Origin of the sequence: Methylobacterium sp. WSM2598 (assembly GCF_000379105.1) — a bacterium.
Classification (GTDB): domain Bacteria; phylum Pseudomonadota; class Alphaproteobacteria; order Rhizobiales; family Beijerinckiaceae; genus Methylobacterium.
In genome coordinates this window covers 2,167,161-2,184,277 of record NZ_KB900609.1, presented here as the reverse complement: position 1 = coordinate 2,184,277, position 17,117 = coordinate 2,167,161, and the positions used below count along the sequence as shown (strand labels likewise).

At 73.4% G+C, this 17,117-nt stretch carries 15 protein-coding genes; 6 read left to right on the top strand and 9 right to left on the bottom strand.

What is annotated here, in order from left to right; genetic code table 11:
- Positions 1–4: 4 nt before the first annotated feature.
- The 4 genes from MET2598_RS0110250 to MET2598_RS0110235 are packed head-to-tail and all read right to left on the bottom strand — an operon-like array spanning position 5 to position 3,541.
- The gene (locus MET2598_RS0110250; RefSeq protein ID WP_012332587.1) at positions 5–904 is read right to left on the bottom strand and encodes an NAD(P)-dependent oxidoreductase; all 900 of its coding nucleotides are present in this window, start codon (positions 902–904) and stop codon (positions 5–7) included.
- On the bottom strand, positions 895–1,923 hold the full coding sequence (locus MET2598_RS0110245; RefSeq protein ID WP_012332588.1) for a transketolase family protein: 1,029 nt from the start codon (positions 1,921–1,923) through the stop codon (positions 895–897). The genes MET2598_RS0110250 and MET2598_RS0110245 overlap by 10 nt, the downstream gene beginning before the upstream one ends.
- Positions 1,920–2,780 (bottom strand): transketolase, encoded by an 861-nt coding sequence (locus MET2598_RS0110240; RefSeq protein WP_018260771.1) that lies wholly within the window; start codon positions 2,778–2,780, stop codon positions 1,920–1,922. Before MET2598_RS0110240 ends, MET2598_RS0110245 begins: the two co-directional genes overlap by 4 nt.
- Before the next feature lie 11 nt (positions 2,781–2,791).
- Complete coding sequence (locus MET2598_RS0110235; RefSeq protein ID WP_012332590.1) at positions 2,792–3,541, bottom strand: SDR family NAD(P)-dependent oxidoreductase; 750 nt, start codon at positions 3,539–3,541, stop codon at positions 2,792–2,794.
- Positions 3,542–3,905: 364 nt separating this feature from the next.
- Between MET2598_RS0110235 and MET2598_RS0110230 the strand changes: the two genes are divergently transcribed.
- Both MET2598_RS0110230 and MET2598_RS0110225 read left to right on the top strand, forming a co-directional pair.
- Complete coding sequence (locus tag MET2598_RS0110230) at positions 3,906–5,759, top strand: tetratricopeptide repeat protein (protein WP_012332591.1); 1,854 nt, start codon at positions 3,906–3,908, stop codon at positions 5,757–5,759.
- 243 nt (positions 5,760–6,002) lie between these two features.
- Entirely contained in the window at positions 6,003–6,896 is an 894-nt protein-coding gene (locus tag MET2598_RS0110225; protein ID WP_018260770.1) for a 4-(cytidine 5'-diphospho)-2-C-methyl-D-erythritol kinase, read from the top strand.
- 133 nt (positions 6,897–7,029) lie between these two features.
- Here MET2598_RS0110225 and MET2598_RS0110220 read toward each other — a convergent pair whose 3' ends face one another.
- The 4 genes from MET2598_RS0110220 to MET2598_RS0110205 all read right to left on the bottom strand — a co-directional run bounded on the left by MET2598_RS0110220 (position 7,030) and on the right by MET2598_RS0110205 (position 13,114).
- Positions 7,030–8,067: a polyprenyl synthetase family protein gene (locus tag MET2598_RS0110220; RefSeq protein ID WP_012332593.1), complete on the bottom strand. Its 1,038-nt coding sequence runs from the start codon at positions 8,065–8,067 to the stop codon at positions 7,030–7,032.
- Positions 8,068–8,205: 138 nt separating this feature from the next.
- Positions 8,206–8,823 (bottom strand): TetR/AcrR family transcriptional regulator, encoded by a 618-nt coding sequence (locus MET2598_RS0110215; protein ID WP_012332594.1) that lies wholly within the window; start codon positions 8,821–8,823, stop codon positions 8,206–8,208.
- Between the two features lie 51 nt (positions 8,824–8,874).
- Entirely contained in the window at positions 8,875–12,000 is a 3,126-nt protein-coding gene (locus MET2598_RS0110210) for an efflux RND transporter permease subunit (RefSeq protein ID WP_018260769.1), read from the bottom strand.
- Between the two features lie 16 nt (positions 12,001–12,016).
- The gene (locus MET2598_RS0110205) at positions 12,017–13,114 is read right to left on the bottom strand and encodes an efflux RND transporter periplasmic adaptor subunit (RefSeq protein WP_020493646.1); all 1,098 of its coding nucleotides are present in this window, start codon (positions 13,112–13,114) and stop codon (positions 12,017–12,019) included.
- Between the two features lie 356 nt (positions 13,115–13,470).
- Here MET2598_RS0110205 and MET2598_RS0110200 point away from each other — a divergent pair, with 356 nt between their 5' ends.
- From MET2598_RS0110200 to MET2598_RS0110190, 3 genes are read left to right on the top strand one after another with little or no spacing between them, the layout of a single operon-like run.
- Positions 13,471–14,448: a sensor histidine kinase gene (locus tag MET2598_RS0110200; protein WP_018260767.1), complete on the top strand. Its 978-nt coding sequence runs from the start codon at positions 13,471–13,473 to the stop codon at positions 14,446–14,448.
- Between the two features lie 38 nt (positions 14,449–14,486).
- Positions 14,487–14,720, top strand: coding sequence for a putative signal transducing protein (locus MET2598_RS0110195; RefSeq protein ID WP_012332598.1), 234 nt, complete (start codon positions 14,487–14,489; stop codon positions 14,718–14,720).
- Positions 14,704–15,456 (top strand): tRNA1(Val) (adenine(37)-N6)-methyltransferase, encoded by a 753-nt coding sequence (locus tag MET2598_RS0110190; protein ID WP_012332599.1) that lies wholly within the window; start codon positions 14,704–14,706, stop codon positions 15,454–15,456. The genes MET2598_RS0110195 and MET2598_RS0110190 overlap by 17 nt, the downstream gene beginning before the upstream one ends.
- Before the next feature lie 163 nt (positions 15,457–15,619).
- Here MET2598_RS0110190 and MET2598_RS0110185 read toward each other — a convergent pair whose 3' ends face one another.
- On the bottom strand, positions 15,620–15,919 hold the full coding sequence (locus MET2598_RS0110185) for a hypothetical protein (protein ID WP_236728705.1): 300 nt from the start codon (positions 15,917–15,919) through the stop codon (positions 15,620–15,622).
- Positions 15,920–16,211: 292 nt separating this feature from the next.
- On the opposite strand from MET2598_RS0110185, the gene MET2598_RS0110180 reads away from it, so the two are divergent.
- Positions 16,212–17,075 (top strand): S49 family peptidase, encoded by an 864-nt coding sequence (locus tag MET2598_RS0110180; protein WP_018260765.1) that lies wholly within the window; start codon positions 16,212–16,214, stop codon positions 17,073–17,075.
- Positions 17,076–17,117: the final 42 nt, after the last annotated feature.

The following is a 17,117-nucleotide window of genomic DNA, read 5'->3' as shown; positions in this document are numbered from 1 at the left end:
CGCCCTATCCCGTGCCGTTCAGCGCCCGGTAGGACCCGATCACCTGGCTGTCGTCGGCCGCGCCCTCGCCGCGGCCGGAGGCGGCGAGGAAGAGCTGGTGGGCGAGGCTCGCGAGGGGCAGAGCCGCCTTCTGGTCGCGGCCGGCCTCCAGCACGATGCCGAGATCCTTCACGAAGATGTCGACCGCGCTGGTGACGCGGGGCGCCTCCTCCAGCATGCGCGGCCCGCGGTCGCGCAGCATCCAGCTCGCGGCCGAGGAGCCGGAGAGGATCTCCAGCACGACCGGCAGGTCCACCCCGACCCGCTCGGCCAGTGACAGCGCCTCGGCGGCGGCCGCGATGTGCACGCCGCACAGGAGCTGGTTCACCGCCTTCACGGTCGCGCCCTGGCCGGGCCGCGTGCCGACGTGGAAGATCCGCGCGCCGACCGCGTCGAGCAGCGGCCGGACCGCGCCGAACACCTCCGCGGGGGCCGCCGCCATCACCGTGAGGCTGCCGGCCTCGGCGCCGACCACCCCGCCCGAGACGGGCGCGTCGACGAAGCGGCGGCCGGCCGCCGCGACCCGCGCGGCGAGGCCCTCGACGGCCTGCGGCGGGCAGGTCGCCATCAGGATCACGGCCGCGTCGGGGGCGAGGACCTCCAGCGCGCCCTCGGCCGGGGCGCCCCCGCCGAAGAGCACGGCCTCGGCCTGGGCGGCGTTCACCACCATCAGGACGAGGGCGCCGGCGCCGGCGGCGGCGGCGCGCAGCGTGTCGGCCGCCTCGCCGCCGGCCCGCGCCAGGGCGGCCCGGCTCTCGGGCCGGACGTCGTAGCCGCGGACCGGGAAGCCCTTGGCGACGAGGTTCTGCGCCATCGGCAGGCCCATGGCGCCGAGGCCCACGAAGGCGACCGGCGTCAGAGCCATGCGCGGATGCTCCGCACCATCGCGGCGGTCGAGAGGCCGTAGCGGTCGTGGAGGGTGGGGAGCGCGCCCGCGTCGAGGAACTCGTCGGGAAGCCCGATCTGGCGGAAGCCGCGCTCGACGCGCGTGCCGCCGCGCATCAGCAGGCCCGCCACCGCCTCACCGAGGCCGCCGATCACCGTGTGGTTCTCGGCCACCACCACGAGCCGGCCGCCGCGGCCCGCCTCGCGCAGGATCGTCTCCTCGTCGAGGGGCTTGATCGTCGGCACGTGCAGCACCCCGACATCGACGCCGTCGTCCGAGAGGGCGTCGGCCGCCTCCAGCGCCCGCATGGTCATCAGGCCGCTCGCGATGACCAGCACGTCCCGCCCGTCCCGGATCGTCTTGGCCTTGCCGAGTTCGAACCGGTAGCCGTACTCGTCGAGCAGGAGCGGCACGTTGCCCCGCAGGAGCCGGAGATAGACCGGGCCCTGGTGGGCCGCCATGGCGGGCACCACCTGCTCGATCTCGTGCGCGTCGCAGGGATCGATGATGGTGAGGTTCGGCAGGCCGCGGAAGATCGCGAGGTCCTCGGTCGCCTGGTGGCTCGGGCCGTAGCCCGTGGTCAGGCCCGGCAGGGCGCAGGCGATCTTGACGTTGAGGTTCTCCTCGGCGATCGCGAGGCAGATGAAGTCGTAGGCCCGCCGCGCCGCGAACACCGCGTAGGTCGTGGCGAAGGGCGTGAAGCCCTCGCGGGCGAGGCCCGCCGCCGCGCTGAACAGCAGCTGCTCGGCCATGCCCATCTGGTAGAAGCGGTCCGGATGGGCCTGCGCGAAGATGTGCAGGTCGGTGTACTTGCTCAGGTCCGCGCTGAGGCCGACGATGTCGGGCCGCTCGGCGGCGAGCCGCGCCAGCGCGTGCCCGAACGGCGCCGCCCTGGTGCGCTGCCCCGGCGCCGCCAGCGAGGCGATCATCGCCGAGGTGGTGAGCCGGGGCCCGCCCTGCAGCAGGTGGGTCGGCCGCTCGTACTTGGATCGCCTCATTCCGCCCTCCCCTCGGCCAGCACCGCGAGCGCCTGGCTCCACTCGGCCGGCTCGACGCGCAGGAAATGGTTGCGCTCGCGCGCCTCCAGGAACGGCACGCCCTTGGCCATGGTCGTGTCGCAGATGATGATCCGGGGCCTCGGCTCCGGATGGGCCTTGGCGGCGTCGAAGGCCGCCACCAGGGCCGCGATGTCGTTCCCGTCGACCCGCTGCACGAACCAGCCGAAGGCCTCGAATTTCGGCGCCAGCGGCTCGAAGTTGAGGACGCCCCGGGACGGGCCGTCCGCCTGCATGCCGTTCACGTCGACGAGGCCGATCAGGTTGTCGAGCCCGAACGAGGCGGCCGACATCGCGGCCTCCCAGGTCGAGCCCTCGTCGAGTTCGCCGTCGGAGAACAGGTTGTAGACGAAGTTCTTCGAACCCTTGCGCTTCAGCCCGAGCGCGAAGCCGACCGCGATGCCGAGCCCGTGGCCGAGCGAGCCGCCGGTGATCTCCATGCCGGGCGTGTAGGCGGCCATGGCGGACATCGGCAGGCGGCTGTCGTCGCAGCCATAGGTCTCGAGCTCGTCCTCCGGGAGGATCCCGGCCTCGATCAGGGCCGCGTAGAGCGCGATGGCGTAGTGGCCGATCGAGAGCAGGAAGCGGTCGCGGCCCTCCCATTCGGGGTCCTCGGGCCGGTAGGTCATGGCGTGGAAATACGCGACCGCGAGCACGTCCGCGATGCCGAGGGCCTGGGCGATGTAGCCCTGGCCCTGGACCTCGCCCATGCGCAGGGCGTTGCGGCGGATGCGGTAGGCCCGCTCGGGCAGCAAGACGTTCGAGCGCTCGCGCGCCGCGGTGGCGTGTGCCGGTGACATGGATTCCTCCGTCAGTGGATCAGCATGCCGCCGTTGACGTCGATCACCGCGCCGGTGGTGTACGCGGAGAGGTCCGAGGCGAGGAACAGGCAGGCCTTGGCGACGTCCTCGGCCACGCCGAGGCGGGCGAGCGGGATGCCCTTGACGATCTCGGCCTTGAGCTCGTCCGTGAGCTTGCCGCCGGTGATGTCGGTCTGGATCAGGCCGGGCGTGACCGCGTTGGCGCGGATGCCGTCGGGGCCGAGTTCGCGCGCCATCGCCTTGCACAGGCCGAGCACGCCGCCCTTGGCGGCGCTGTAATGCGGCCCGCCGAAGATGCCCCCGCCGCGCTGGGCCGAGACCGACGACATGCACACGATCGAGCCGGACTTCTGCGCCCGCATCTGCGGGATCACCGCCTGGCTCATGTAGAGCGTGCCGCGCAGGTTCACGTCGGTCACCGCGTCGTAGTTCTCCGGCGCGATGTCCATGATCCTGAGCGGCTGGGTGATGCCGGCGTTGTTGACGAGGACGTCGATGCGGCCGAGGCGGGCGACCGCCTCGTCGGCGGCGGCCTGGCAGGCCTTCCGGTCGGTGACGTCGCAGGCGAGGCCGAGATGGCCGGCGCCGATGGCCCGGGCCGCCTCCTCCGCCTGGCCCGCGTCGAGGTCGAGGACGACCACCCGCCCGCCCTGCTCGGCGAAGAGGCGGGCGGTGGCGCGGCCGATGCCGCGCAGCGAAGCGGCGCCCGTGATCAGGCACACCTTGTCGGACAGAAGCAAAGCACCCTCCCTGATGCGGCCGGCTCGGCCGCTGGGCCGTGACGGCCCGCGATCGCTCGCGACGGCGGAGGGGCGTGGGCGGCGCGTCGCCGCAGCCCCCGGGCGGGACCCGATGTCCCTCCGGCGGCGTGATCGCCCGGCGTTTCCTCTCGCTGTCGTTGAGGAGACGGTGCCAGCCGGGCGCCGCGTGTTCAAATGCACAGTTTGCAACGTCAGATGAATGCCATTCATCTGACCGGGCGGTCCCGCCGCGCCCTCGCCCCGGTTTGGTCTTGCCGCTGCCCCGTCCAGGGTTCAATGTCGCGCCCGATCTCGCGTGCCGTCGCCGCGGCCGGCACGCCGCTGGAGCCGTCGCTTGGTGCCCATGTCCCGTCCTCTTTCGTCCCGCCTGCGCGGCGGCGCCGCCCTCCTGGCGCTGTTCCTCGCGGCCCCCTCGCCCGTCCTGGCCGCCCGCCTGACGCCCCGCGACGTCCCCGGACCGACCACCTACGAGCCGGCCGACTCCCTCGAGGGAAATTTCCTGGCGGCCTACATCGCGGGCGCGTCCCGGGATACGACGGCGGCGGCCTCCTACTATCGCGAGGCGGTGAAGGGCGACCCGCGCAACGCCGAATTGCTGGAGCGCTCCTTCGTGGCGCTGCTGGCGGACGGGTCCCTGCAGGAGGCGTTCCGGGCGGCCGAGAAGCTCACCGCCCGCGACACGTCGAACGGCCTCGCCCAGCTCGCCCTCGGGGTGCAGAAGCTGAAGGCCAAGCAATGGGGCGCGGCGCGCCAGAACCTGCAGCGCGGCGGCCGGGGCGCCACCGCGGACCTGACCTCGACCCTGCTGACCGCGTGGTCCTACGCGGGCGAGGGCCAGGGGAAGAAGGCCTTCGAGACCATCAACAAGCTCAAGGGCGAGCGCTACATCGGGGTCTTCCGCGACTACCACGCGGGCCTGATCGCCAGCGTGGTGGGCGACAAGGTCGAGGCCGAGCGGCGCCTGAAATCCGCCTACGACGCGGACCGCAACACCCTGCGGATCGTCGACGCCTACGCGCGCTTCGAGGCCGATTCCGGCCGGCCCGACCTCGCGGTCGCGGCCTACGAGGCCTTCGACGCGGTGCTGCCGCGCCACCCGATCGTGCGCGACGCCCTCGAGAAGCTGAAGGCCGGCAAACCCCTGCCGCCGCTGATCGCGAGCGCCCAGGAGGGCGCCGCCGAGGTGCTGTACGGGCTCGGCACCGCCGGCACCTCGCAGGGCGAGGAGCTGCCGGCCGTCATCTACCTGCGGCTCGCCCTCTACCTCGCGCCCGAGCATCCCCTGGCGCTGCTCACCCTCGGCGACACGCTCGAGCGCATGAAGATGCCCGAGCGCGCCAACGAGATCTTCGCCCGCATGCCGGCGACCTCGCCGCTGAAGCTCAACACCGACATCCAGATCGGGCTCAACCTGGAGCAGCTCGGCAAGAACGACGACGCGCTGGCCCATCTCGATCAGGTCGCCAAGGCCAACCCGAAGGACGTCGACGTGATCTCGGCGCTGGGCAGCGTGCAGCGCCTGCGCAAGCAATACGCGGAGGCCGCCGAGACCTACTCGAAGGCGATCGCCCTGATCGGCTCGGAGCCGCCCCAGAATTACTGGAACCTCTACTACTACCGCGGCACCGCCTATGAGCGGGCCAAGCAATGGCCGAAGGCCGAGGCCGATCTCAAGAAGGCCCTGGAGCTGGTGCCGCAGAATCAGCCGAACGGGCGCGCGCAGGTGCTGAACTACCTCGCGTATTCCTGGGTCGACCAGAACATGAACATCGACGAGGCCTTCCGCATGCTGGAGAAGGCGGTCGACCTGCAGCCGCGCGACGGGATGATCGTCGACAGTCTGGGCTGGGCGTATTTCCGCCTCGGCCGCTGGGACGACGCCGTGCGCGAACTGGAGAAGGCGGTCGACCTCAAGCCGGGCGACCCGACCATCAACGACCATCTCGGCGACGCCTACTGGCGCAGCGGCCGCCGGCTCGAGGCGAAGTTCCAGTGGCAGCACGCCAAGGACCTGAACCCGGAGCCCGAGGATCTCGCCAAGATCGAGCAGAAGCTGAAGGACGGCCTGCCCGACGCGGACAAGCCGGCCGCCACCGCGGAGAGCCGGCCGACGCCGGACCAGCCGGCGATGCCGAAGGGCTCGCCCGCCCCGAGCGATCCGCCCGCGATGGGCTCGACCCCGAAGGGCGGCGGCTAGAGCGACGCCCGATCGCGGTGCCATCGGACGCCGCTCTCGTTCTTTAATTCCGCCGCATTTTCCGCGACGAAGCGGGATCCGCTTCGTCGAATACGCTCTCGCCTCCTTCGCTCCCGGACGCGCGGGGCCGCACCGGCCCCGCGCTATCCTCTCGAGACTTGCGGCCGTCGCGGACAGCCTCCGCCAGGGCGGGACACCCGAGCCCGCCCGGCGTTCCGGTCGCGCAGCCCCACGAGCCCGACCGTGACGTCCCCGACCACCTGCCCGACCACCCGCGCTCCCGCGAAGATCAACCTCACGCTGCACGTCCTCGGCCGGCGACCGGAGGACGGCTATCACGCCCTCGAAAGCCTGGTGGCCTTCGCGGGGGTCGGCGACACGCTGACGCTGGAGCCCGGCCCGGACCTCGCGCTGGCGGTCTCCGGCCCGACGGCCGGGCCCGCCGGCCCGACGGCCGACAACCTCGTGCTCCGCGCGGCCCGTCGCCTCGCCGCCCTGGTCCCCGGCCTCGCGACGGGGCGGTTCTCGCTGGTGAAGCGGCTGCCCGTGGCCGCCGGCATCGGCGGCGGCTCGTCGGACGCGGCCGCGGCCCTGCGCCTGCTCGGGCGCCTGAACGGCCTGCCGGCCGATCACCCGGCCCTGATCGAGGCGGCGCGCGGCACCGGGGCGGACGTGCCGGTCTGCCTCGACCCGCGCGCCCGGATGATGCGGGGCGCCGGCGAGGCGATCGGACCGGCGCTCGCCCTGCCGGGCCTGCCCGCCGTGCTGATCAATCCCGGCGTGCCGGTCGAGACCGCACCGGTCTTCCGGGCCCTCGGGCTGAAGGTCGGCGAGGCCAACCCGGCCGCGTCGGTGCCGCATCCGACGATCGGTCCGCGGCTCGACGGCGCGGCGCTGCTCGCGCTGATCGGCCCGGCCCGCAACGACCTCGAAGCGCCCGCCCTGACGGTGGCGCCGGTCATCGGCGAGGCGCTCGGCGCCCTGCGCGAGCGGCCCGGCTGCCGGCTCGCCCGGATGTCGGGCTCGGGCGCGACGGTGTTCGGCCTGTTCGCGCATCGCGGCCGCGCCGCCCAGGCGGCCCGCGCGATCGCGCGGGCGCGGCCGGGCTGGTGGGTCCGCGCCACGATCCTGCGCTGAAGCCCGGGGACCTGCGCGCCCCGCGCCTGCCGGCCTCGCGAGGTCCGCGGCCGGCGCCGCGCCCTCGCGCGCGTCCTTGGGCGGCCCGGATCCCGAGGAATCCGGCCGGCGGGATCCTCGCCGATCCCGACCCTCAGCGCGCCCGGGCGATGCAGAAATCCACGGCCTGCAGCAGCGCCCGCTTCATCGGCGCGTCGGGGAAGAGCGCCAGCGCGTCGCGGGCGATGGCCCCGTAGTGGCGCGCCCGCTCGACCGTGTCCTCCAGGGCCCGGTGGCGGCGCATGATGCCGATCGCGGTGTCGAGGTCGCGCGCCTCGTCGATCTCGCCCTGCTCCAGGGTGCGGCGCCAGAAGGCGCGCTCCTCCGCCGAGCCGCGCCGGAAGGACAGCACGACCGGCAGCGTGATCTTGCCCTCGCGGAAATCGTCGCCGACGTTCTTGCCGAGCGCCGCGCTGGTGCCGCCGTAATCGAGGGCGTCGTCGATCAGCTGGAAGGCGACGCCGAGATTCATCCCGTAGCTGCGGCAGGCCGCCGCCTCGGATTTCGGCCGCTCCGCCAGGACCGGGCCGACCTCGCAGGCCGCCGCGAACAGCTCCGCGGTCTTGGCGCGGATCACCGCCAGGTACTCGTCCTCGGTCGTCTCGGTGTTCTTGGCCGCGCCGAGCTGCATCACCTCGCCCTCGGCGATCACCGCGGCGGCCGAGGAGAGGATGTCGAGGGCGCGCAGGCTGCCCACCTCCACCATCATCTTGAAGGCTTGGCCGAGCAGGAAGTCGCCGACCAACACGCTCGCCTGGTTGCCCCACTTGATCCGCGCGGCGACGCGGCCGCGGCGCATGTCGCTCTCGTCCACCACGTCGTCGTGCAGGAGCGTCGCCGTGTGCATGAACTCGACGCTGGCGGCGAGCTTCACGTCGCCGTCGCGGCCGGCCTCCCCCGCCCGGTAGCCGCAGAGCTGGGCCGTCGCGAGCGTCAGGATCGGCCGCAGGCGCTTGCCGCCCGAGGCGATCAGGTGGTTGGCCACCTCCGGGATCATCGCGACGTCCGAGCCGGTGCGCGACAGGATCATCGCGTTCACCCGCTCCATCCCGCTCGCGACCAGCGCGACGAGGTCGTTGAGGCTCGCCTCCGGATCGGAGGAGGTGTCTTCGAGGGGGATGACGACGCCCACGCGCGGCAGATCTCCGATGAGGTGAGGCCCCCGCCGCCGGGCCCGGGACAACGTCTCCCCGCCCGCGGCGCACCTGCCCCTTTGCACGCGTTCCGCCCCGGCGGCAACACGCAAGCTTGCCGCAAGTGGGGCGGCGGGTCAGCGCGCCCGCAGGCCCGCGAGGAGGAAGTCGATCATCTGCTCCAGGGTCGGGCCGACCTCGTCGGCGCATTGGGCGATCAGCGCCGGGTGGCAGAAGCGCACGAAGGCGGTCTGGACGCAGCGCGCCGCCGCCATCGGGTCGCAGACGTCGAATTCGCCGGACGCGGCCCCCTCGGCCACGAGGCGGCAGAGGATGCGGTCGACCCGGTCGATGTGGCGGTGCACCACCTCCCAGCTCTCCGCCATCGCCACCTCGACCATCTCGTGCATGCGGCGGTTGGCGGTGAACTGGCTGGCGTTGCGGTGGTGCATCGTGGTGAGGAGCGCGCGCAGCCGGGCGGAGGCCGGAACCTCGGATTGCGCGGCGATGCGCTCCAGCTCCGTCCCGAGTTCGGTCAGCAGCCGGTCCGCCACCGCCTCGTTGAGGGCCTTCTTCGAGGGGAAGAAGCGGTAGACGTTGCCGGGGCTCATGCGCAGGTCCGCGGCGATGTCGGCCACCGTGGTCTTGCGATAGCCGAGGTCGCGGAACAGGCGCTCCGCGATCGCCAGGATCCGGCAGCGCAGGTCGCCGGACCCTGCGCCCTCGGGCTCCCGGATGAGGTTCCGTGTCGTCATGCGCGGGTTACGCTCTGCGGCCGCGTCGCGGCCCGGGATGTCGGGGTCCTGTCATTCGGCCGCCATCGCCAGCGGCACGACAGTCTGCCGCACCGGCGCCGGTTGTCCAGCCTCGTCGAGGCGCTTGCGGTACCAGAGGGCGTAGAGGGCGGGGAAGAAGAACAGGGTCAGGAAGGTCGCCACGAACAGGCCGCCCATGATGGTGATCGCCATCGGTCCCCAGAAGGCGCTGTGGGTGAGCGGGATCATCGCCAGGATCGCGGCCAGCGCGGTCAGGATCACCGGCCGGGCCCGGCGCACGGTCGCCTCGACGATGGCCTCGCCGCGGCGGTGGCGGCCCGCCGCCACGTCGGCCTCGATCTGGTCGACCAGGATGACCGCGTTGCGCATGATCATGCCGGCGAGCGCGATCAGGCCGAGCAGGGCCACGAAGCCGAAGGGCTTGGCCGCGACGTTGAGGCCGAGCGAGGCGCCGATCAGCCCGAGCGGCGCCGTCAGGAAGACCAGGATCAGGCGCGAGAAGCTCTGCAGCTGCAGCATCAGCAGCGTCAGCATCGCCAGGATCATGACCGGGAAGAGGATGAACAGCGAGGCGTTGGCCTTCTCCGATTCCTCGACCGCGCCGCCGATCTCGATCCGGTAGCCGGGTTCGAGCGCGTCGCGGAGCGGCTTGAGGCCGGGCCAGATGGCGCTCGTCACGTCCGGCGGCTGGACCCCGTCGACCACGTCGGCGCGCACCGTGATCGCCATGTCGCGGTTGCGCCGCCACAGGATCGGCTCCTCGTGGCTAAAGTCGAGCCGGGCCACCTGCGCCACCGGCACCGGCACCCCGCCCCTCGACACCACCGTCAGGTCGCCGATGCGGCCGAGATCGAGCCGCTCGGCCGGCACCGCGCGGGCGACCACGCCGACCTGCTCGACGCCGTCGCGCACCGTCGTCACGGTGATCCCGGAGAGCAGCGTCTGCAGCGTCTGCCCCACGTCCTGGACGTTGAGGCCGAGCGCCCGGGCCCGCTCCTGGTCGACGACGAGGCGCAGGGAGGGGGTCATCTCGTTCCAGTCGAGCTGCGGCTCCACGACGTCTCGGTTGAGACGAACGAGGTCGCGCACCTTATAGGCGAGTTCGCGCACCCGCGCCGGATCGGGGCCGACGACGCGGAACTGCACGGGGAAGCCCACCGGCGGGCCGAAATTGAAGCGGTCGACCCGCACCCGGGCCTGAGACAGGGCGCCGGCCGCCAAAGCCGCCTCGATCCGGGCCTTGACCCGCTCGCGCGCCTCGACCCCGCGGGCGACGACGACGATCTCCGCGTAGGCCTCGTTCGGCAGTTCCGGGTTGAGGCCGAGCCAGAAGCGCGGGCTGCCCTGCCCGACATAGGCCGTGTAGGTCGCGATGTCGGGATCGTCCCGTCCGAGCAGCGCCTCGGCCTCCCGCACGGCGGCGGTCGTGGTCCCGATCGCGCTGCCCTGCGGCAGGCGCAGCTGCAGGAAGAGCTCCGGCCGCTCCGAGAGCGGGAAGAATTGCTGCTGCACGTGGCCGAATCCGACCATGGCGGCGACGAAGATCCCGCAGGTCGCCAGCACGGTCGCGAGGCGCCGGCGCGTGCAGGCCCGGATCAGCCGCCGCAGCCCCCGGTAGAGCCGCGTGTCGTAGAGCGCGTCGGGATCCTGGTGGGCCCCGTGCTTGGCGAGGTCCTTCGGCAGCAGCAGCACGCCCAGATAGGGCGTGAACAGGACCGCCACGAACCAGGAGGCGACGAGGGCGATCGCCACCACCCAGAAGATGCCGCCCGCGTACTCGCCGACCGACGAGTTGGCGAAGCCGACCGGCAGGAATCCCGCCACCGTGACCAGGGTGCCGGTCAGCATCGGGAAGGCGGTCGAGTCCCAGGCGAAGGCCGCGGCGCGCAGCCGGTCCCAGCCCTGCTCCATCTTCACCACCATCATCTCGACCGCGATGATGGCGTCGTCGACGAGGAGCCCGAGGGCGATGATCAGGGCCCCGAGGGTGATGCGGTGGAGGTCGATGCCGAGGGCCTGCATCACCACGAAGGTGAGGGCGAGCACCAGCGGCACCGAGAGCGCCACCACGATGCCGGTGCGCCAGCCGAGCGAGAGGAAGCTCACGGCGAGCACGATCACCAGCGCCTCCGCGAAGGAGCGCTCGAACTCGAACATCGCCTCGTCCACCACCTTGGGCTGGTCGGCCACCCGCGTCAGGTCGATCCCCTGCGGCACCGCCGCCATGAACTCGCGCGAGGCCGCCTCGACGCCCGCGCCGAAGGCCATGATGTTGGCGCCCCGCGCCATCACCACGCCGATCCCGAGGGCGGGCTTGCCCATCTGCCGCACCAGGAAGTCGGGCGGGTCGACGAAGCCCCGCGTCACCGTCGCGACGTCGCCGAGCCGGAAGGTGCGCCCCCCCGCCTCGACCGGCGTCTCGGCGACCGCCTGCACCCCGTCGAGGGCGCCGGTGACGCGCAGCGGGATGCGCTGCGCCGCGCTCTCGACCGTCCCGGCGGGCGTCACCGCATTCTGCCGCCCGAGCGAGTCGAACAGGGTCTGGGGCGTGATCCCGAGGGTGGCGAGCTTGGCGTGACTGAATTCGACGAAGATGCGCTCGTCCTGCACGCCGTAGAGGTTGACCTTGACGACGCCGTCCACCTTGAGCAGGCGCTGACGCAGGCCCTCGGCGACCTTCTTCAACTGCGCGTAGTCGGCGCCCTCGCCGGTCAGCATGGAGAGGATCGAGTCGACGTCGCCGTACTCGTCGTTCACGTTCGGGCCGATGATCCCGGCCGGAAGGTCGCCGCGCGCGTCGTCGAGCTTCTTGCGGATCTGATAGAACAGGGACGGCACCAGCGCGCCCGGGGTGCTGTCCCGGAAGGTCACCTGCAGGGCCGCGAAGGAGGGCTTCGAGAAGGTGACCACCTTCTCGAAATAGGGCAGCGTCTGCAGCTTCTTCTCGATCCGGTCGGCGACCTGGTCCTGCATCTCGCGGGCGGTGGCGCCGGGCCAGAGCACGGTGACCACCGCGACCTTGATGGTGAAGTTCGGGTCCTCCGCCCGGCCGAGGCGCAGGAAGGCGAGGCTGCCGCTGAGCGCGACCGCCAGGATCAGGAACAGCACCACGGCCCGGTGCTGGACCGCCCAGGCGGAGAGGTTGAGGCGCGGCATCGGACCCTTCCCCCGGTCAGAAGCGCAGCGCGTCGACGACGCGCACGCGCTGCCCGGCATCGAGCTTGTGCACGCCCAGGCGCACGAACCGCTCACCCTCCGCGAGTCCGCCCGCGACGAGCGCGTCCTGCGCCTCGTAGGCGGCGACGGTGACCGGCTTGAGGCTGAGCCCGCCGGCCTCGTCCACGGTCCAGACCGCCGGCCCGCCGCCCTGATTGTACAGGGCCGAGAGCGGGACGCGGACGATCCGCTCGGCCGAGGCGCCGGACAGCGTCACGGTGGCGGTCATGCCGAGCTGGACCCGCGCATCGGCGTCGGGAAGCGAGAAGCGGGCGAGGTAGGTGCGGGTGGCCGCGTCGGCCGCCGGCGCGAGTTCGCGCAGCCGCGCCGCGAGCTTCGCCTTCGGGTCGGACCACAGGCCGACCGTGGCGGCGCCCTCCCGCACCTGCCCGATCAGGGCCTCGGGGACAGCGATCACCGCCTCCTTCTCGGCCGTGCGGGCGAGGCGGATCGCGGCCTGGCCCGGCGCCACCACCTGCCCGGGCTCGACCAGGGCCGCGGTCACGACCCCGTCCGCGTCCGCCGCCAGCACCGCGTAGGAGACGGCGTTGCGGGCGAGCATCAGGGCGCGCTCGGCCCGCAGCAGCCGGCCGCGCGCCTCCTCGGCCGCCGCCTTCTGGCGGTCGAGGGAGGCGGCGGCGCTCCAGCCCTGGCCGGCCAGCGTGGCGGTGCGCCGCAGATCCGCCTCGGCCTGGGCCAGGGACGCCGTGGCGGCGGCGAGTTCGGCCTGCGCCTGCTCGGTCTGGAGGCGCAGGTCGACCTCGTCGAGCCGCGCCAGGGGCTGGCCCGCCCGCACCACGTCGCCGACATTCACGAGGCGCGTCTCGATCTTCCCTTGCACCCGGAAGCCGAGATCGCTCTCGATGCGCGGCCGGATCGTGCCCACGAAGGTGCGGCTCGGCACCCGGTCCTCGAAGGTGGCGCGCTGGACCAGGACCGGCCTGGCCCCGCTGCCCTCCCCCGCGGCCGGCGCCTTCTGCTCGTCGCAGCCCGCGAGGGCGAGCCAGCCGAGGGCGGCGGCGAGGCGGATCGGGGTCACCAAGGGGCGTGCCATGCCGGCGGCTCCGCGAGAGAGGTGCCGCAGCCGGGCCGGGACCGGCCCCGGCCGAGGGGCGGATGACCGCGGTCCGTCCGGCCCGGCTGCTGCGGCGGGACCCTATCCTGAAATTGACGATTGTCAACAATCGTCAATTCGCCAGCCCGGCAGCCCGCAGCGGATTAGGGAAGCAGGCCGGTCGGCCCGCAGCGGGCTTCCGGGCCGCTGCTCGGACTGCTAAGCAGTTCCGAGGGTATAAACGTGTTGGTTGAGCGTCGAAATCCTGAGGCGGATCAGGGGCTCCGGCCGGCCGCGTGCGGACGCGCCGGGGCCGCGGCGCGCGGCGACGCCGCGCATCGGGGCGGGATGCGGCCATGACGCTCATCCGGGCGATGCAGCGCTTTCGCCGGAATCCCTGGCTCGGGCACGGGATCGGCCTCCTCCTGTTCCTGACCGCCGTGGCGCTGCGCGCGGCCCTCGGCAGCAGCGTGCAGGGCGTGCCCTTCATCACCTTCTTCCCCGCGGTGGTCGCGGCCGCGGTGCTGGGCGGGGTGCGGGCGGGCGCGGTCACGGTCCTGCTGACCGCGGGCGCCGCGATCCTGCTGTTCTGGCCCACCGCACCGGCGAGGCCGGTGGGCTGGCCGGGCGGCGCCGTCGCCCTCGGCCTCTACCTGTGCACCACCGGCGCCGTGCTCTGGATCATCGACGCGCTCAACCGCACGCTCGACGACCTGATCGAGGAGCGGGACCGCTCCGCGGCCATGTTCGAGGAATTGCAGCACCGGGTCGCCAACAATCTCAGCCTCATCGCCAGCCTGCTGCGGCTGGAGCAGCGCCGCCTGCAGGAGGGCGAGCCCTGCGACCCGGTCGAGGTGCTGGAGCGGGCGCAGGGACGCCTCGCCCTGATGGCCCGCATCCACCGCCGCCTGCACGACCCGCAGGCGGCGGAGCGCCCGGTCGAGGAGCAGCTGCGCGACCTCTGCGCCGACCTGCTGGAGGCCGTGGGGGCGGCCGGGCGGATCCGCTGCGACGTCGCCGCGCCGGGGGTGCGCCTCGACCTGCGCCGGCTGGTCCCGCTCGCGCTCATCGTCGCCGAGACCGTGACGAACGCGGTCAAGCACGCCTTCCCGGACGAGCGGAGCGGGCAGGTGGCGATCACGCTGGACCGGGCCGGGGACGACCTCGACCTGGCGATCCGGGACGACGGGGTCGGCCTCCCGCCCGGCTTCGACCCGGAGACCAGCCGCAGCCTCGGCCTCCGCATCGTGCGCTCGCTGGCCCGCCAGCTCGGCGGCGAGGTCGAGATCACGAGCGGGCCCGGGGTGACGACGCGCGTGCGCTTCCCCGCCTGAGGCTGGCGCCGCCGGCCCGGCCGGGGCAAGACTGCGCCATGGTCGAGATCCTGCGCACCAACGACATCGTGCTGATCGGCTTCGCGCAGTCGCTGCTGGAGGGCGCCGCGATCCCGGTGCTCGTGGCCGATTCGCACATCAGCGCCCTCGAGGGCATGATCGGCGCCTTCCCGCGCCGCCTGCTCGTGCCCGGGGACCACGCCGCCCAGGCCCGCCGCCTGCTCACCGACGCGGGACTCGCCCACGAGTTGCGCGATGCCGCCCGGCCCTGAGCCGCAGGCCTGGCTCGGCGGTCGGCTGCGCCTGCGCCAGCCGCCGCCGGGCGCGCACCGGGCCGGCACGGATGCGGCGCTGCTCGCCGCGGCGGCCGGCGCGCCGGAGGGGGACGTCTACGATCTCGGCGCCGGAACCGGGGCGGTCGGCCTCGCGGTGGCCCTGCGGGCGCCGCTCTGCCGCGTCGTGCTGGTCGAGCGGGATGGGGAGGCCGCCGCCCTCGCGCGGGCCAACGCCGCCGCCAACGGCCTCGCCGGGCGCGTCGCCGTGCTCGAAGCCGACGTCACCGCCCCCGCCGCGGCGCGCCGCGCCGCGGGCCTGATGCCGGACGCGGCCGATCTCGTGCTGACGAACCCGCCCTTCTTCGAGGGCGCCGGGCACCGGCCCTCGCCGGTGGCCGCGCGCGCGGCGGCCCACGCGCTGCCGGAAGGGGGGCTCGACGCGTGGCTGCGCACCTGCGCGGATCTCCTGCGCCCCGGCGGCCGCCTCGTGCTGATCCACCGGGCCGACGCGCTGCCGACCTGCCTGCGCGCCCTCGCCGGGCGATTCGGGGCAGTCGCGGTGCGCCCGGTCCAGCCCCGCGCCGAGACCCCGGCCTCGCGGGTGCTGATCGCGGGCCGGCGCGGCAGCCGGGCGCCGTTCGCGCTCCTGCCGCCGCTGGTCCTGCACGGCCCGGACGGCCGCTTCACCGCCCTCGCGGAGGCGCTGCATCGCGGCGAGGCGGTGCTGGCGTGAGGCTCCCCGCGCGGGGCTCTCCGCGCGGCCGGGCGCCGCGAGGCGCTCGTCCGGTCATCCCGCGAGCGGGATCCGACCGGGTCGCGATCGGCTCCTGCTCCGGGTTCTTGCGCGTGCCGCATGGCCTGCGGCGAACCGGCGGCCCGCTTCGTCGGACAATGCTCTAGAAGTAGAAGCGCGGCCCGTAATAGCGCCGGTACGGCCGGTAGTAGTAGTAGCGCCGATACGGCCGGTAGTAATAGTAGCGGCGGTACGGCCGGTAGTAGCCGTAGCGGCGATAGGGCCGGTAGTAGTAGCGCCGGTAGTAGTAGGCCTTCTCGACGTGCGAGGCCGCCGTCGAGAGGTCGCCCGCGGCGATGGCGCCGGCGGTCGGCAGGGCCGCCGCCTCGCTCCGGCCCGCCGTGAGGCCGAGGCTGCCCAGGACGAGGGTCAGGACGACCGTCACCCAACGAAGAACACGCATCCACGCTCTCCCGAGTTCCGTCCCCGGCGCGGCCTGCGGCGGGCACGCGAGACAAGACGAGGGCGCCCCTGCGCGGACGCCCGACCTCATGCGCGCCCGCGGGCCCCCCTCGGAAACGGGTTGGACCGGTGAGCCGCCGCCCGATTCTATGCTTTCCCTGTGAACATTCAATCAAGACTTGGCACAATTCTGCCGGACATCTGTCCGTAATAACCACCGAGAGGTCGCGCTTGCGGGCGGCGGCGGCGCGGCCTACCTCCGCCGGGTCGACCCGAGGGAGACCCGACCCGCCATGCCGTCCGCCTTCCGCACCGCCCTGCGCGCCCTCCTGCCCGCGCGCTGGCGGCGCGATCACCCGCTCGTCGCGGTGGTGCGTCTCAGCGGCCCGATCGGCGCGGTCTCGCCGCTGCGCCAGGGCCTGTCCCTCGGCACCTGCGCGCCGGCCCTGGAGCGGGCCTTCGGGCTGCCGGGCCTCAAGGCGGTGGCGCTCGTCATCAACTCACCAGGGGGCTCGGCGGCGCAGTCGCACCTGATCCATCACCGGATCCGGGCCCTGGCCGAGGAGAAGAAGCTGCCAGTGCTCGCCTTCGTGGAGGATGTGGCGGCCTCCGGCGGCTACATGATCGCCTGCGCGGCCGACGAGATCGTCGCGGATCCCTCCTCCCTCGTCGGCTCGATCGGGGTGGTCTCGGCCGGGTTCGGCTTCCAGGGCCTGCTCGAGCGGCTCGGCGTCGAGCGGCGGGTGCACACGACCGGCCCCTCGAAGGCGATGCTGGATCCCTTCCGGCCGGAGGACCCCGCCGACGTCGCCCGGCTCAAGGGGATCCAGGCGGACATCCAGGCCCTGTTCACCGACCTCGTGCGCGCCCGCCGGCCCTCCCTGTCGGGGGAACCGGCCGACCTGTTTTCCGGCGCGGTCTGGAGCGGGCGCCAGGCCCTCGCCCTCGGCCTCGTCGACGCCCTCGGCGATCTGCGCGGGGTGCTGCGCGCCCGCTACGGCGACAAGGTCGAGATCCGCGTCGTCGAGCAGGTGCGCGGCGGCCTCCTCGCCCGGCTGCTGCGGCGCAGGGAGCCCGGCGCGGAGGGCCTCGCCCTGGTCGAGGGCGCGCTGGCCGTGCTGGAGGAGCGCGCCGCCTATGCGCGCTTCGGCCTCTAGGAGGATCGGGTTGAGAGCTCCGGGTTGAGAGCTCCGGGTTGA

Bases quoted from the DNA above. Each gene is read 5' to 3' on its own strand.
- MET2598_RS0110250 (WP_012332587.1), bottom strand. From the start codon at position 904: ATGGCTCTGACGCCGGTCGCCTTCGTGGGCCTCGGCGCCATGGGCCTG.
- MET2598_RS0110245 (WP_012332588.1), bottom strand. From the start codon at position 1,923: ATGAGGCGATCCAAGTACGAGCGGCCGACCCACCTGCTGCAGGGCGGG.
- MET2598_RS0110240 (WP_018260771.1), bottom strand. From the start codon at position 2,780: ATGTCACCGGCACACGCCACCGCGGCGCGCGAGCGCTCGAACGTCTTG.
- MET2598_RS0110230 (WP_012332591.1), top strand. From the start codon at position 3,906: ATGTCCCGTCCTCTTTCGTCCCGCCTGCGCGGCGGCGCCGCCCTCCTG.
- MET2598_RS0110215 (WP_012332594.1), bottom strand. From the start codon at position 8,823: ATGACGACACGGAACCTCATCCGGGAGCCCGAGGGCGCAGGGTCCGGC.
- MET2598_RS0110210 (WP_018260769.1), bottom strand. From the start codon at position 12,000: ATGCCGCGCCTCAACCTCTCCGCCTGGGCGGTCCAGCACCGGGCCGTG.
- MET2598_RS0110205 (WP_020493646.1), bottom strand. From the start codon at position 13,114: ATGGCACGCCCCTTGGTGACCCCGATCCGCCTCGCCGCCGCCCTCGGC.
- MET2598_RS0110200 (WP_018260767.1), top strand. From the start codon at position 13,471: ATGACGCTCATCCGGGCGATGCAGCGCTTTCGCCGGAATCCCTGGCTC.
- MET2598_RS0110195 (WP_012332598.1), top strand. From the start codon at position 14,487: ATGGTCGAGATCCTGCGCACCAACGACATCGTGCTGATCGGCTTCGCG.
- MET2598_RS0110190 (WP_012332599.1), top strand. From the start codon at position 14,704: ATGCCGCCCGGCCCTGAGCCGCAGGCCTGGCTCGGCGGTCGGCTGCGC.
- MET2598_RS0110185 (WP_236728705.1), bottom strand. From the start codon at position 15,919: ATGCGTGTTCTTCGTTGGGTGACGGTCGTCCTGACCCTCGTCCTGGGC.
- MET2598_RS0110180 (WP_018260765.1), top strand. From the start codon at position 16,212: ATGCCGTCCGCCTTCCGCACCGCCCTGCGCGCCCTCCTGCCCGCGCGC.